Genomic DNA, 12395 nt, shown 5'->3' on the forward strand with positions numbered 1-12395 from the left:
CTCTCCTTTTCGTTATTCGCTTAGAAAAGTATATCCCGAACCGGAACCACAATCAAGGGCGGACCGGGGCCGGACCGGCAATTTTCAGCTTCGTATTAAGGTCCCTCTCAGGGAAAATTCAGCAAATTCTCAGGTAAGTTTCCGATAATAGAACCATTAAGACATAATTGGAGGTCTTCGCATCATGAAAAATCTAAAAGGGGTCAGAGTGATGCTGGTGGACGACGAGCCTCATATCACCCAGTTTCTGGAGTTCGGCCTGCTCAACGAAGGGTTCGACACCCGTACGGCGCCGGACGGCATGACCGCCGTCAACCTGGCGTTGGAATTTCAGCCGCATGTCGTCATCCTGGACGTCATGATGCCTGGTATGGACGGTTGGGAAGTGTGCCGGCTGCTGAAAAAGAACCTGAGCAATGTGGCGATTATTATGCTGACCGCCAAAGATGAAGTCGAAGACCGGGTGAAGGGCTTGACGACGGGGGCGGACGATTATGTGGTCAAGCCCTTCAGCTTCGAGGAACTGCTCGCCCGGATCGGCGCCCGCTTGCGGAACCAGTTCCCCGCCTTATACGGCGAGGTCTCTTTCGGCCCGTTCCGGCTCGATGACCGCAGGAAAGAGATCCGGTATCGGGACGAAGTTCTGGAACTGTCTCCCACGGAATATGAGCTGCTGAAATATCTGGTCATCAATCACGGGATTGTTCTCAGCAAAAGCACGATTCTCGATCAAGTCTGGGGATACGACTTCGGCGGCGACGAAAATATCGTCGAGGTGTACATCCGGTTTCTGCGCGAAAAGCTGAACGACAAAGAGCACCGTCTCATCCGGACGCTGCGGGGCGCGGGGTACCGCGTCGATCTGCCATGAGGCGGAATCGGTTCTTCCCGGTTGGCCGCGGGACGTTATCCCCCCGTTCTCTCCGCTCCCAGCTCCTGTCCAGGTCTTTGCTTGTTCTGGCTCTGCTGCTGGCGCTCATCGGCAGCGTTCAGTACGTGGTGGTCAAAAATTTTCTGTACCGCAATCAGGCGGAAACCTTAATGTCGCAAATCCGCGGGATCCCCGACTTCTTTTTGTTCGGCGGGGAACTGCCTGCCTGGGCGGAACGGATCGGCGGCGTCCCCGCCTCCCCGAAGGAGGGCGAACGGAGGCCGGTGCTGTTTCTGCCGGATACTTCCCTGGCGCTGATCAGCAGCTCGTCCGAAGTGATCAGCCGGTCCGACGGGTCCGGCCTTCCCGCCCCCCGCCTTTCGGAAGCGGAGTATGCCGCCGTTCGCAACCAACCCCGCAATCTGCGTAAAGACGCGTATAAAGTGGTTCGGGATCCGAACGGGATGGAGCAACTGGTGGTGTTTCGGCCGGCGGATGGGCCCCAAAGACGCGGCACCTTGATCCAAATGGGTATCGCCACCGCCCATTTGAAGGCTATTGCGCTCCGCCAGTTGACCATCTTCATGGTCTTGTCCCTGATCGCCCTGGGGGGCGGCCTGATGCTGTATTTGTCGGTGCTGCGCAAAACGCTGAAGCCGCTCCATCAAATGATCGGCACCGTGCGGGAGCTTGACGCCGGCAACCTTGACCGGCGCTTCCCGGCTTCCCTCGGCCAAAGCGAAATCGACCGCCTCGCCGTTTCCTTCAACGGCATGCTCGAGCGGCTGCAAACCTCCTTCGCGACGGAGCGCGAGGCGAAGGAACAGATGCGCCGCTTCATCGCCGACGCTTCGCACGAGCTGCGGACGCCGCTGACCTCGATCCACGGCTTTCTCGAGGTGCTGCTTCGCGGGGCCGCCGACAAGCCGGAGCAGCTGAACGCGGCGCTAAGCAGCATGCTGGGCGAAGCCCGGCGGATGAAGAAGCTGGTCGAGGACCTGCTTACGCTCGCCAAGCTGGACCGGGCCCCGGTCTTGAGCCGGAGCGAGATCAGGCTCGACGCGCTGGTGGCGGAAATGGAGCCCCATCTGCGCATGCTGGCGGATGGCCGGTCCGTGGTGTTCCGCTTGGCACCGGAGATGACGGTGACGGCGGACAGCGACAAAATCAAGCAGGTCGTGCTGAATTTGTTCCACAACGCCGTCCAGCACACCGACCCGGCCAAGGGCCGCATCACCGTCACCTTGTCCAGGGTGACGGAGCACGAAGCGCTGCTGTGCGTACAGGACAACGGCCCGGGTATTCCGGCCGAGCATCTGCCGCACGTGTTCGAGCGCTTCTACCGCAGCGACGCCTCGCGCACGCGCAAGCAGGGAGGCGCCGGCCTGGGCCTGGCGATCTCGCAGGCGATCGTCGCGGCCCACGGCGGCCGCATCTCGGCGCACAGCGCGCCGGGGGGCGGCGCCGCCTTTGAGGTGCGGCTGCCCGCCGCCGCAGCAGACGCGGCCGCGCGCTAGGAGCGCGGGCGGCTGTGCGCGGGCGAGCGGCTACGCGCGGGCAGCGGGCAGGCGCGGGCGAGCGGCTACGCGCGGGCAGCGGGCAGGCGCGGGCGGGCAGCCGTCGCGCAGGCAGCGCCACGCGCGGGTAGCGGCCAGGCGCAGGCGGCGGCCTTTGGCACCAGGACTGGCGGCCCTATGATTTCCTTAGCCGCTCGGGTTAACGGCCTTTTGGGGAGCTATTTCGGCCCGAATCGGCTTCGCGGGGTAAATAGCGGTCCAAAAGACACTGGCGTTGCATTTAACCTGACATGGTGCTGCCTATCCGCAATCTTTTTTGCCGCCTGTTATAATAGCGGCGTTTTGGGCCGTTATTTCGCCCCGATTCGCGTTTTTGGGGAAAATAGCGGCCAAAAAAGGCCTTATTTCACTGATGCGGGTCCCAAAATTAGGTTTCGGGCCCGTTTTTCCAAAAATAAGTGCCCAAAAGGCCGCTATTTCTTGCCATTGCCGCAAATTCGACAAAATAGCGGCTCAAAAGGCCGTTATTAGCCTTATTGGCAGCCCACAATTAAACATAAGCAAAAAAACCTGCATAATCGCAGGTTTTTTCGCCTTTTTCACCTATTTCACCTTTCCCCTATTCCCTACTCTTGCTCCCCGGCACTCTCTACAGCGTACTGCTTATACTTGCCGTAGTCGCTCAGCCTGCATTCCATCGAAAGCCGGGTGCCGTCCTCTTCATAGCTGGTCGCGAAAATGTTGGCGCGCTCATTAAAATAGGACACGACCGCACCTTGATCGTAAGGGATCAGCATTTCGCAGCGGATATAATCCTTGAACACCCGCTCCCGGATCATTTGGACGAGCTCCTGCAGCCCGATGCGCGGTTTGGCCGCCATAAACACTTTGTCTCCCTGAATTTCGGGAATCGGGCGCTCCGCCAAATCGGATTTGTTGTAGGCGTAAATGACCGGGATATCCGTAATGCCGATCTCTTTCAACGTTTGGTTGGTGATCTCGATCAAACGCTCGTACTCCGGGTTGGAGTAATCTACCACGTGGATGAGCAGATCGGCTTCCGCGACTTCCTCTAAAGTGGAGCGGAACGCCTTGATCAGGTGATGCGGAAGTTTGCTGACAAAGCCGACCGTGTCCGTGAGCAGGAAGGTTTTGTTGTCTTCCAGAGGGATGCTGCGCACCGAGGTTTCCAGGGTGGCGAACAGCATATCTTTCTCGAAGACCTGCTTCTCTTGTTCGGGATGAAAAAGTTCCATCATCGCGTTCATGATCGTCGATTTGCCGGCGTTGGTATAGCCGACGAGCGAGACAACGGGAACGTCGTTCTTCTTCCGCTGTTTCCGCTGGGTCTGGCGGTGGGCCACCAGGGTGTCGAGCTCCTTGCTCAGCGCGTTGATCTTCTCTTCAATCCGGCGGCGGTCCAGCTCCAGCCGGGTTTCCCCGGCGCCGCGGTTCTTTGTGCCGACCCCGCCGCTTTGGCGGCCGAGCGATTCACGGAGACCGATCAAACGGGGAAGCATGTATTTCAGTTGGGCGATTTCCACCTGAAGCTGCGCTTCCCTCGTCTTGGCCCGCTGGTCAAAAATGTCGAGAATCAGCACGGTCCGGTCGATCACTTTGCATTGCAGGTCGGCCTCCAGATTGCGGATTTGCGACGGGGACAGCTCGTCGTTGAAGATGACGAGGTTGCCGTCGTTCGCCTCCAGCAAGGCCGTCACCTCCTGCAGTTTGCCGGTGCCGATATAGTGAGAAGTGTTGACTTTCGGCAAATTTTGCGTCACCACGGCCACGACTTCAATGTCGCACGCCTCCGCCAAATTGGCCAATTCCTCCATGGAATACTCAAAATCCTCCTGCTGGTTCAAATTAACCCCGACGAGGATTGCTTTTTGCTGCAACGGTTCCGTCATGTAAATTCCTCCCTTATCTAAAACTTAAACAAAAAAAGACACAGGCATCCCCTGTGTCATGTTCAAACGAGAACGCACGCACCTATACGGGGAAATAAACGTCTCCCGAAAATTGGCGCACGTAAAGCCGGCATATTCTATTCAAAAGTAGGTTCCCTTTATCCTAGCATACCCATTCCGTTTGCCCTGCACAGGGGCAGAGCCTTTGGCACTATTCAATTAGCCGCGCAAAGTGGTAAAACGGAATTTGATATTAATCACAGGGAACCCTCCGTTCGTTTAAGATTATCTATATTTTAACATATTATTATTCGTAAAACAATTTGCTCAGGGGTTAATCAAAAATAAAATGACGCCCCGCCCTCCTATTACTGTATCGGCTGAACCTTCACCCGGTCAAAACGGACCGCAACATCCGCACTTTGCACTCCGATCCTTCCCCGAAGAAGCGGGTTAGCGCTGCGATCGGTATAAGAAAGAACGGGATCACTTGAACTCCCCGTGTATACCTCAATGGTCGCGCCTCGCACGGACACCTTAAGTTGAAGCTTGCCGTCCGCGGAAACGGAATCGGCCTCTGCCGGGAACGGGACGCTTTTCAAGCGCGTTGTTCCGTAATTGATCTTGTCGAGGTGCAATCCTTCAGAATCGGCATAAATGTAGTAACCGCGGACAAAGTCATTCCGGTTTTGATGCTGTTCCAAGCCGTTGGCGGGCTCCGAGGCACGAACGAGTATCCCGGCGCGGCCCGTGTTGTCCATCCGCTGCAGATCGGCCTCCACCCTATAGTCGGACCAATCGTGCTCGCCGGTCAACGATTTGGCCGGTGACACCGAAGAAGCCCGCAATTCTCCGTCCTTCACGGACCACATCCCTTCAAACCGGGTCCATCCGAAATCGTTACCGTCATCAAAGTCATCCTCCCATTTCTCTACAGGCTGGTATCGCTCCACCCAAAACCGGTCAACTTCCAAAATCCCTGACATTACCTCCAGTTTCCAGCGCTGCGGGCCGACCGGCAATTCTATGCCTTGTGCGGAGGCCGTCTGCCATTCTCCGGCAGACTCTTGAACTGCGGAGAACTCCGCGACTTTCCGTTTTTTCTGATCGCGTAATCTAAAGCTTGCGTTCTCCGACAGAGGCCGGATGCGGAAGTGAATCGAATATCGCCCGGATTCGCCGGGGTTCACCAAATCCCCTCTTGCACGGATAATACATAGCCGCCGTCCTCCCTGCTCTTCAGGCTCAATGCTCCGGGACGGTAAGGGAGCTTCCCGTCGGCCGTCGCTTTGCTCACGGCATGGTAGGCTTTCCCCTCCTTGCCGTTCTCATAGTGGACAGCCTGTACCTGCCCCGGGAGCGGCCGATAAACACGCCCGTCACTGCTTCCGTTGACATCATTGCTGTATGCGATATAACCGAACCGCCCATCCAGACCCGCAGCAGCGTACCCAATGGCACCCCCGCCTGTGGAAGCCGGACCGGCGAACTTCCGCATCTCGTCAATGTACACCCGGATTTCGGCACTCCCTGCACTCCCTGCACTCCCTGCATCCCCGGCTTTCTCGGCTTCCCCAGCTTTCCCGGCTCTCCCGTCATTCCCCGCATTCCCGACACCCCTGGCATTCCCAGTGCTCCCGGCGGCGGTATGCTCGATCCGGATTTTATGCCACTGACTGTAATCGAAGTCGGCGGGCAAAGCCGCCGAGCCGAGCAGACGCTCCCTCCCGTCCGAACGTTCAGTAAGCTCCATACGTCCCGACTCGGGAATCAACCATACCGTTCCGTAGTTTTGTTCATCCCGATACGAGAAGACGGCTCCGACCCGGGATTCCGCCTGCGCTTCGCTCTCCGAGCGGACGTAAAACTCGGCCGTATACCCTGGCTCCGTCTTGGACTTCGTCCGCAGCAGGGCTATGTCCGGCGAATCCGGTGCGCGGACGCCGGCGCCTTTTCCGGGATCGACCGACCATTCGCCTGTCCCGGATGTAATCCACGACTTTCCGAGGCTATCCCGCTCAAAGCGGTCCGCAAACACGGGCAAGGCTGGCGCCGGTTGCGGCGTGTCTGTCGGTCCGGCTACCGTGAAGGTCTCCCCATTCCAGAAGAGCCGGTCCATGTTCATATGGCGCAGTGGCCCGACTATGCCCGGCCCCTCCAGGTTGTGGTAGATCATGTACATGGAATCGAGATCCGGGCCGGTAACGAGCGAGTTATGGCCCAAACCGACCGTCTCTCCTTCCGTTCGAATCAGCACGGGGTTCCCTTCGAACGGCTCGAATGGACCCAGAGGCGATTCGCTGACCGCCGCATCGATCCGGTAACCGTTGCTGAAAACGTGATTTCCGGTATAGGTCATATAGTACCGTTCGTTCCTTTTAAATACCGTCGGCCCTTCGGTCCAGCCGTCCATGTAAGCTCCGGTGGGCGAGCCGGGAGCCGTTACGGACAGCGGGGAATTCATCCGGGCGGCTTCGATACCGCCGGTTCCGGCGTAATAGAAGTACCAGGTCCCGTCATCGTCCACAAAAGTCGAAGCATCGATCGTCCTTCCGAAATTGTCCGTCGCCACACGGAAAGGCCCGACAGGCGACTCGCTCTCCAGCACATAGTGGCCGTTTCCTGCGGGAGAGGTGTACATATAAAATCTGCCGTTCCAGTACCGGACTTCGGGCGCATACGCGGCGGTTGTAACCGGGTCCTCCGTGCATAGCCCGCGGTAAGTCCAGTCCACCAAATCCGGCGAACTCCACACTTTGATGCCCGCGTCCGTATCCCGCGTGCTTACGTACAAGTAATAATACCCGTTGAACGCAAAAATAAAGGGATCCCCCAATCCGTACTCTTCCCATTCATCCGGTAAGGTCACGGGATTGCTCCATGTCCGGACCGACTCCGGCTTCGGCTCCGCGGACGAGCAAGCCCCCGCCGACAACAGCAGCATAGCGATCGCCAGCCATTTTCCAAAACGCACGACCCCTCTCCCCTTTCGGAAATCATCCGGTAAATCCGATAAACCTTATTTTTTCAAGAAAAAACGGCAGAATCGTCGGATCGCGTCATCTGCCGTTTTCCCATTATTTTCGGGTTCCCTCGACGATCTCGCGGATCGTCTCCAGCGGAAGCTTCGGCTTCCGGTCATACGTCAGCAAGCCGTTGATCTCCTGCTCGACATCGCTGAATTGCGTGTAACAGAATCCTTGGATGATCGGGGATCGCCGCATCGGCTCCACGACATTTCTCAACCGCTCCGTGAAGTCCTCTTCATTCTCCGCTCCGGAATATCCCCATCCTTCCCACTCATTTTTCTTGAAGGAAATCCCGCCAAACTCCGTGACAAGAATCGGCTGTCCCGCATAAGGGAACCCGGGGACCAGAATCCAACGGTTCCCCGGCTGCGCACTCAACGTCGCTTCCTTGGCTGCATATCGCTCCGTCAGCACCTCGCGGCGCCATTCGTAATCATGGATGGTCACCAAATCCGTATGGACCAGCTCCCAGCCGTCATTCGAGATAACGGGGCGCGTCGGATCAAGGGATTTCGTCAAATGATAGATTGACAATGCGTGCTGCTGCTGTTGCTTGTCGACCAGAATATTGGGCACGCCCCAGCTCTCATTGAGCGGTACCCAGGCTACGATGCACGGATGGTTGTAATCCCGCTCTACAGCCTGCATCCACTCCTGCGTCATCCGTGCCACATAGGTCTCGGAGAACTGGTACGCGTTCGCCATTTCCCCCCAAACCAGCAGACCCAGCCGATCCGCCCAATACAAATAGCGCGGATCTTCGATTTTTTGATGCTTGCGCGCGCCGTTAAAGCCCATGGCCTTCGTCAATTCCACGTCCCTGCGCAGATCGTCGTCACTCGGGGCGGTCAATAGGCCTTCCGGGAAATAACCTTGGTCCAGCACCATTTTCATGAAATAAGAGCGGTTATTCAGGAGCAGCTTCCCGTCCTCAATGGATATTTTCCGCATGCCAAAATAGCTTTTCACCTGATCGGCAACCACTCCGTCCACGCTTAAGGACAATTCCAAATCGTATAGATTCGGTTTTTCCGGCGTCCACCAGCGCCCCAGCCCATGGTCATTGAAATCCTCCAAATGGATATACCGGCTCGCCGACTCATGCTTCAGCGAGAATACATCTTCCGCCACAAATTCGCCTTTGAACGTAATCGTGGCTTTCACGTTTACCAGCGCGCCCGGACGATAGCCGGACAGAAAGACGTCCAGCGCTATGTTGTTCCCGTCGATGTCGGGAGTCAGGCGAATTCGCCGGATATACGTTTCCGGCACCGGTTCAAGCCATACGGTTTGCCAGATGCCGGTCGTGCGCGTATAGAAAATCCCCGCGGATTGTTCTTCCCAGAACTGTTTGCCCCGCGGCAGCGTTACATCCCGACTGTAATCGGTCGCTTTCACAACGACGGTGTTGTCGCCCTCGGCAAGAACATCCGTAATGTCGGCGTGAAACGGAGTATGCCCGCCCTCATGCAGCGCTACCAGTTTTCCGTTCACCCAGACCTTCGCCTCATAATCGACGGCGCCGAAATGAAGAAGAAGTCTGCCTTTCCTGTAAGCATCGGGTAGGGAAAACACCTTCCGATACCAGACGGTATCATGGAACCCGGTATCCCCTATCCCGCTTAACCGGCTTTGGTAACAGAACGGCACGATGATTTTACCGCCGAAATCATGATTTTCGTACCACTTTTCCCGCTCGCCCATTCCTTTATCGTCGAAGTCGAATTCCCATTCCCCGTTCAGACTCATCCAAGCCTCGCGCACAAATTGCGGCCGGGGATATTCATTGCGTACCCATTGATCAGCCATTGTTTCTACTCCTTCTTTATCCAGTAGTTATATCTCAGTGTTGTTCCGTATCCTAGCGCTGTTCCTTATCCTTTAATTCCCGAAAGGCTGACTCCCTTAATAATTTGACGCTCGAAAATCAGGAACAACAGCATGATCGGCAGCGAAGCTACGGTGTTAATAACCATCGGCTTCACGTAATCTTCCGTGTACTGATTCATTAAAGTAGGGATCCCCATCGGCAGCGTGAACAGGTTGTCGTCGGTCACCGACAGGAACGGCCAGAGGAAATTGTTCCATGAGCCGATAAATGTCAGAATCGCGATCGAAACCAGCGCGGGACGGGTGAGCGGAAGCATAATGTTTACGAAAATCCGCCAAATGCCCCCGCCGTCGATCTGAACGCTTTCCAGCAGGTCGTTCGGGATTCCGTCGAAAAAGCTCTTCAACACGATGATCGCGAAGGGCGATGCCAGAACCGGGAAGATCAAGCCCAGGTATGAATTCAAAATCCCCATCTCTTTGGCGACCTGATACAACGGAATAAGAATCGCTTCCCCCGGAATAAGCAGCCCGGCCAAAATAAAGAAAAACATAAACGTCCTGTAGCGGAACGGAACCTTAGACATCGCAAACCCCGCCATCGCGGCGATGACCAGCGTCAACAAAGTCACGCATACGGCGATAAAAAAACTGTTCCAGGACCAGTGGATCAGTTTGGTGCCGGTGATAATTTCATGATAGACCGCGAAGGAATAAGGGGGCGTAAACCAATCCACGACGGAGGTGATTTTCATGCCTTCTTTTTTCACCGAAACCACAAGCATCCAGACGAGCGGAAAAGCAAACAACACGGCCATGAACAAGGAAAAAATCCGGTAGAACCATTTCACGATCAGTTCGCCTCCTTCCGGTTATTGACCCAGTATTGCAGCCCGGACAGCACAAGAAGAATAGCGAACAGCATATAGGACATGGCGGCCGCGTACCCCAGATCGTTTTTGCGGAAGCCCGTTTGCCAGATCAGCTGGATGACGGGACGCGTCTGATCCAACGGCCCCCCGCCGGTCATAACATAGATTTGCATGAACACTTTAAATGAAGCGATGATTTGCAGCATCGTGATCGTTTTCGTAATCGGGCTCAGCAGCGGCAGCGTGATCTTCCAGAACAGCTGGGCATCGGTCGCTCCGTCCAAACGGGCCGCTTCATAGACCTCGTCCGGCACATCCTGCATCGCCGATAAATACAAAATAAAGTTAAAGCCGACCGTCCACCATAACGTTAAGAGCGAGATGGCGATCCAGGCCAAATTCGTTTCCGTCAGCCAAAAGATCTCCGAACCTTCGGGAAGCAGCTTCACTAAATGGAGCAAAGAGTTGACAAGCCCCGTATAAGGCTGAAACAAGAACAATCCCAGAAAGGAGGCGACCGCCACGGAAAGAATGCTCGGGATAAAAAACACGCTGCGGTAAAACCTTTGCAGCCTGGAATTACGGTTGGCGATGAGCGCCAGAATGATGGCCAAAACGATCATTAACGGTGTTGTGATGATTACGAAAATCGTGGAGTGCCAAATGGATGCCCAAAAATCGTGATCTTGAAACATCCGCTCGTAGTTGCCGAATCCAACGTGTTTCATCTTCTTGATCAGCGTCCATTTATAGAAGCTCATCTCCACGCCTTTGATCATCGGCCAGATGGTAAACAGGAAATAAACGACCAAGAAGGGGAGCAGGAACAGGAGTGCCTGCACGTCTGCTCTCAATTTATTCATTTTCATAAGCGCCTTACCTCCCCGTAGGACCGGCAGACTCTACGGCCCATGCCGCAAAGTCCGCCGATTTCATCGCTTTGATCTCCTATTCGTTTAACACCTTCTGCACTTCATCCGACATTTTGGCGATACCGTCCGCCGGGCTTAGTTTATTCGCCCATACCTCGTTCAAATATTTAAACATGGCCAAGTCGCGGATTTGCCAGTTCTTCGTAGACGGCTTGCTGAATTTGACGGTGGAAGCTACGGAGACATAGTCGCTGCGATAAGGAAGATCTTTGAATTCCTGTTTTTCAAAAACGGACGGCTTGGATGGGATATGTCCCGCCTTCGCCCATACTTGACCGTTGTCGGCCAGCCAGTTGGCGAAGGTGATCGCCGCCTTCCGCTTCGCCGGATCTTCCTGCTTCGTGACCGGGAGGATTACGGTGTGCGAATCGCCCCAGGTGGCTTCTTGATCGAACACTTTCGGAATCGGCATCGCACCGAATTCAAGACCTTGCGTCGACTCCCAGGTTCCTGTCGCCCAAACCCCGGTCATCATAATCGCTGCCGTGCCGCTTTGGAAGTTCTTGTAGAAGTCGGGGTCGTTCAATTTAATCACTTTATATTTATGATACAAGTCCTGGATATACTGGGCGGCTTGAACCGCTTTGTCCGTATCGATCTGCGCCGAATTCAGATCATCCGAGACCACGTCATTGCCGCCCAGTTGGGAATAGAGCGCCCACCATAAGCGGAACGGATCGTCATTCGTGTTCGAAAGGGCAAAAGGCGTCACCTTTGGCGGCAGCTTCTCTTTAAGCGTAGTCAGGAAAGTGATAAACCCTTCGGCCGACTGTTCCAGCTTCGGCTTACCTTCGTCGTCGAGCAGTCCCGCATCCTTCAGCAGTTTCTTGTTGTAGTACATGATGAACGGATGCGTATCGATCGGCACCGCGTAATGCACGCCGTCCACAACCGAAGCATTCAGAATGTTCTGGTTAAAGCTTGCCCAGTCCACGCCGGCCTCTTCGGCCACATCGTCCAGCTCCGATACCACCCCCTGGTTAATCAGGTCGGGCAAGCGGGAAATATGCGAAATGCCGATGTCGGGACCGTTCCCGTTGCCGACGGCGGTAATCAGCTTCGTGTAATACTCCGCCCATTCCAGTTTCGTATTCTTGACTTGAATGTCCGGATGCTCCTTGTTGAAGGCGTCGATCATCGCCTGCATATTGTCACCATCGCCGCCGGAGAATAGCGTCCAGAACGATAACGTGACTTTCTCACCTCCGTTTGAAGCGCTTCCATTACCTTGATCGGCAGATCCCTCATTCGTGGTTCCCGCCCCTGCGTTACTGCCCGAATTGCCGCCGCCGCATGCGCTTAACACCAAAGACAATGAGAGCATGAAGGCAAGCACCATTCCAAAACTTTTTTTCATGTTGACCTCCCCTTTAACGATTAATGAGGTACAAGGCATTATTATTGTTTTATTACACATTTTTTGTACCTTTGAAG

9 protein-coding genes are annotated in these 12395 nt (G+C 55.5%); 2 read left to right on the top strand and 7 right to left on the bottom strand.

The window, feature by feature from the left end; genetic code table 11:
- Positions 1 to 184: 184 nt before the first annotated feature.
- Positions 185 to 871: a response regulator transcription factor gene (locus tag LBW89_RS16105; RefSeq protein ID WP_148457898.1), complete on the top strand. Its 687-nt coding sequence runs from the start codon at positions 185 to 187 to the stop codon at positions 869 to 871.
- Positions 868 to 2388 (top strand): sensor histidine kinase, encoded by a 1521-nt coding sequence (locus tag LBW89_RS16110; protein WP_148457899.1) that lies wholly within the window; start codon positions 868 to 870, stop codon positions 2386 to 2388. Before LBW89_RS16105 ends, LBW89_RS16110 begins: the two co-directional genes overlap by 4 nt.
- A 626-nt stretch (positions 2389 to 3014) precedes the next feature.
- On the opposite strand, the gene hflX is transcribed toward LBW89_RS16110, so the two are convergent.
- The 7 genes from hflX to LBW89_RS16145 all read right to left on the bottom strand — a co-directional run bounded on the left by hflX (position 3015) and on the right by LBW89_RS16145 (position 12318).
- Positions 3015 to 4298 carry a GTPase HflX gene (hflX, locus tag LBW89_RS16115; RefSeq protein WP_148457900.1) on the bottom strand — a complete coding sequence of 428 codons (1284 nt, stop codon included), beginning with the start codon at positions 4296 to 4298 and terminating at the stop codon, positions 3015 to 3017.
- Between the two features lie 368 nt (positions 4299 to 4666).
- Positions 4667 to 5488: a family 16 glycoside hydrolase gene (locus LBW89_RS16120; RefSeq protein ID WP_148457901.1), complete on the bottom strand. Its 822-nt coding sequence runs from the start codon at positions 5486 to 5488 to the stop codon at positions 4667 to 4669.
- Complete coding sequence (locus tag LBW89_RS16125; protein WP_225039538.1) at positions 5485 to 7272, bottom strand: glycoside hydrolase family 43 protein; 1788 nt, start codon at positions 7270 to 7272, stop codon at positions 5485 to 5487. The genes LBW89_RS16120 and LBW89_RS16125 overlap by 4 nt, the downstream gene beginning before the upstream one ends.
- Before the next feature lie 103 nt (positions 7273 to 7375).
- Positions 7376 to 9136 (bottom strand): glycoside hydrolase family 2 protein, encoded by a 1761-nt coding sequence (locus tag LBW89_RS16130; protein ID WP_148457903.1) that lies wholly within the window; start codon positions 9134 to 9136, stop codon positions 7376 to 7378.
- 65 nt (positions 9137 to 9201) lie between these two features.
- Positions 9202 to 10008, bottom strand: coding sequence for a carbohydrate ABC transporter permease (locus LBW89_RS16135; RefSeq protein WP_148457904.1), 807 nt, complete (start codon positions 10006 to 10008; stop codon positions 9202 to 9204).
- 2 nt (positions 10009 to 10010) lie between these two features.
- Positions 10011 to 10898: a carbohydrate ABC transporter permease gene (locus tag LBW89_RS16140; protein ID WP_148457905.1), complete on the bottom strand. Its 888-nt coding sequence runs from the start codon at positions 10896 to 10898 to the stop codon at positions 10011 to 10013.
- A 79-nt stretch (positions 10899 to 10977) separates the two neighbouring features.
- Positions 10978 to 12318, bottom strand: coding sequence for an ABC transporter substrate-binding protein (locus tag LBW89_RS16145; protein ID WP_148457906.1), 1341 nt, complete (start codon positions 12316 to 12318; stop codon positions 10978 to 10980).
- Positions 12319 to 12395 lie beyond the last annotated feature (77 nt).

The sequence above is a fragment of the Paenibacillus sp. alder61 genome (assembly GCF_020179875.1).
Taxonomy (GTDB): Bacteria; Bacillota; Bacilli; order Paenibacillales; family Paenibacillaceae; genus Fontibacillus; species Fontibacillus faecis.

What these genes read in the sequence shown, in the direction of transcription:
- LBW89_RS16105 (WP_148457898.1), top strand. Translation starts at nt 185, where the DNA reads ATGAAAAATCTAAAAGGGGTCAGAGTGATGCTGGTGGACGACGAGCCT.
- LBW89_RS16110 (WP_148457899.1), top strand. Translation starts at nt 868, where the DNA reads ATGAGGCGGAATCGGTTCTTCCCGGTTGGCCGCGGGACGTTATCCCCC.
- hflX (WP_148457900.1), bottom strand. Translation starts at nt 4,298, where the DNA reads ATGACGGAACCGTTGCAGCAAAAAGCAATCCTCGTCGGGGTTAATTTG.
- LBW89_RS16130 (WP_148457903.1), bottom strand. Translation starts at nt 9,136, where the DNA reads ATGGCTGATCAATGGGTACGCAATGAATATCCCCGGCCGCAATTTGTG.
- LBW89_RS16140 (WP_148457905.1), bottom strand. Translation starts at nt 10,898, where the DNA reads ATGAAAATGAATAAATTGAGAGCAGACGTGCAGGCACTCCTGTTCCTG.
- LBW89_RS16145 (WP_148457906.1), bottom strand. Translation starts at nt 12,318, where the DNA reads ATGAAAAAAAGTTTTGGAATGGTGCTTGCCTTCATGCTCTCATTGTCT.